This is a genomic window from Dethiosulfatibacter sp., assembly GCF_983023055.1.
The window spans coordinates 1-2,269 of sequence record NZ_CEZJXU010000176.1 but is presented as its reverse complement, the minus strand read 5'-3'; the positions used below and the strand labels follow the sequence as shown (position 1 = coordinate 2,269).

At 34.8% G+C, this 2,269-nt stretch carries 1 protein-coding gene; it reads left to right on the top strand.

The window, feature by feature from the left end:
- The first annotated feature begins 144 nt into the window (after positions 1-144).
- On the top strand, positions 145-2,124 hold the full coding sequence (locus AC3AX0_RS07340) for a GTP-binding protein (RefSeq protein WP_487549655.1): 1,980 nt from the start codon (positions 145-147) through the stop codon (positions 2,122-2,124).
- Positions 2,125-2,269 lie beyond the last annotated feature (145 nt).

Here is a 2,269-nt window from a genome sequence, read left to right as displayed (position 1 = left end):
TTTTTGTTAAATTAAAAGGATTGTTGACTGATATAAGTGCAGGTGATATCATTTTAAGGAAATAATACCGTTTAAATGGATGTACTAAGTTGAATTGAAATATAAGTATAGATTTAGAACTTAGACATTGTGAAGGAGATAAAAATGAACAAGACAGTTGGAGTTGTTGCACATGTTGATGCCGGAAAAACCACATTGCTGGAACAGTTGCTTTACAATACTAATGCAATTAAGGAGCCTGGCAGGGTTGATAATAAAAATACAGTATTAGACTATCACACAATAGAAAGAGACCGTGGAATTACTGTTTATTCGGACCAGATCACAGTTAAATACGGTGATTCTAAATTTCATTTTATAGATACTCCTGGACATGTGGATTTTTCTTCAGAAATGGAAAGAACTGTTAGGATATTGGACTGTGCAGTTATTATCCTTTCTGCTGTTGAAGGTATTGAAGGACATACACTTACTGTTTGGGAAATGTTGAGAAAATATAAAGTACCAACAATATTTTTCATCAATAAGATGGACAGGATAGGTTCTAATTTTAATAGAGTCGTGGAAGAAATAAAAAAGACAATGACTGATGACATGTGTGTTTTCACAGAACCTGGGGAGACAGGAACTAACGAAAGTGGGAATTCGGGAATTATCAGCCATATTAAGGATAATGGATTTAACGATAGTATAATAGAATTTCTAGCAGATAGGAATGATGAACTTATGGAATCATTCCTTGAAGAACAGGAACTAGACTATATGAAAATGTTGGAAACTGCGGTGACTTTAATTAAAAATAGTGAAATGTATCCCTGTCTCTGTGGTTCAGGACTTAAGAATTCAGGAGTGGACATTCTTCTAGATATACTTGAAAATTTTATTAAAACAGATTATAATCCATCTTCAAAGTTCAGAGGAACTGTATATAAAGTGAGGTATGATAATGATGGAAAGAAGGAAACCTATATTAAGGTACTTGCGGGGAGTATAAGAGTTAAGGATTCAATAAAACATAATATAGTTGATGAATCAGTTGAAAAAATAAATTCTATTTGGGTTGGAATAGGAAGAAAACGGATTCAGAAGGATTGTCTGGAAGCAGGTGAAATAGGAAGTATTTCAGGTCTTGACCTTTCCTATACGGGAGAAGGAATTGGAGACGAGGTTGATTTTAATGATTTGGCGCTGATACCTGCTCTTAAATCAAAGGTTGTATATGATGAGAAATTGAATCCAAGGGAAATCCTTAAGATATTCAAAATATTAACAGAAGAAGATCCAACTATGGATGCTTTGTGGATGGAGGATCTTAGTGAAATTCACATAAATGTAATGGGGGTTATTCAGCTTGAGGTACTTAAACATGTAGTGATGGAAAGATTTAGTGTGGTTGTGAACTTTAGTAAGCCGGAAGTTCTGTATCTGGAGACCATTTTAGATGAAGTAATTGGTTTTGGTCATTTTGAACCATATAAACATTTCTCTGAAGTTGAGCTTATGATAAGTTCAAATGAAAGAGGTAGTGGAATTACTTTTTCAAGTGAATGCAGTGTCGACACCCTTGATTTGAGATGGCAGAGAAATATTGAAAAGAATATTGAAGAAGGTTGTAAAAAGGGAATACTTACAGGGTCAAAACTTACCGATGTGAATATAACTCTCATATCGGGAAAAGCTCATGAAAAGCATACCAGTGGAGGAGATTTCAGGCAAGCAACTTTTAGAGCCATTAGACATGGTTTGGAACAAGGGGAATGTGTACTGTTGGAACCCTTTTATGACTTTTCAATAAGAGTGGAAAAGGAACTTTCAGGAAGAGTAATGATGGACATGATTAATATGAAGGGAATAGTTGAACCTCCCCTGTATGAAGGTGAGTTTTCAGTAATTGCTGGAAAGGTGCCTGTATCAACATCAATGGATTATCCAATGGAATTGGCATCCTTCTCTGGAGGCAAAGGGATTGTATCAATGGTATTCAAGGGATATGGTAGGTGTTGGAATCAGGATGAGGTTGTTGAGAAAATGAAGTATGATAAAGACAGCGACCAGGAATATACAGCATACTCCGTATACTGCTCCAAGGGTAAAGTCTACACTATGAAGGGCAGAAGAAGTTAGTGTATGAAATGTTTTACATTTAGCATGAAATATTATATAATGTAACTAGGAAGGCAAGTTATGCAAGAGATTGTATAAAACTTGGAAAGGTAAAAAATAAATACCTGATTAACTAATTATATAAAAGAGGTGATCTTATGTCCAA